Source organism: Desertibacillus haloalkaliphilus, from assembly GCF_019039105.1.
Lineage (GTDB): Bacteria > Bacillota > Bacilli > Bacillales > KJ1-10-99 > Desertibacillus > Desertibacillus haloalkaliphilus.
Map to the genome: position 1 here is coordinate 1 of NZ_JAHPIV010000593.1, position 329 is coordinate 329.

The window sequence follows — 329 nt, forward strand, 5'->3', positions numbered from 1 at the left end:
ATGATACAGTTATCTTTGTTAAAAAGTATAATATTCATCAGCTTATTGAAAAAGCGCTTGCTGTTGTAACGATAAACTCGACAGTTGGAATTGAGGCGTTAGCACACCATAAAAGGGTAATTACGTTAGGGCAGGCTCTTTATAATATTGAAGGAATTGCTTCAACTTGTGAAAGTCTTGATGAACTAGATACAATATTGAAAAAAGTATTAAACAAACCAATAAATACAGCTAGAATTGACAAGTTTCTTTATTATTTACGCTTTAGTTACCAAATTGAAGGTACAATTAATTATCCGTCTAAAGTAACAGCGAATAATGTTGTGGAT

Annotated in this window: 1 protein-coding gene; it reads left to right on the forward strand. The window is 31.3% G+C overall.

Annotated elements, in window-relative coordinates; genetic code table 11:
- Positions 1–329, forward strand: a 329-nt coding sequence (locus tag KH400_RS23425) for a capsular polysaccharide export protein, LipB/KpsS family (protein ID WP_438821144.1), incomplete at both ends; no start/stop codon positions are given.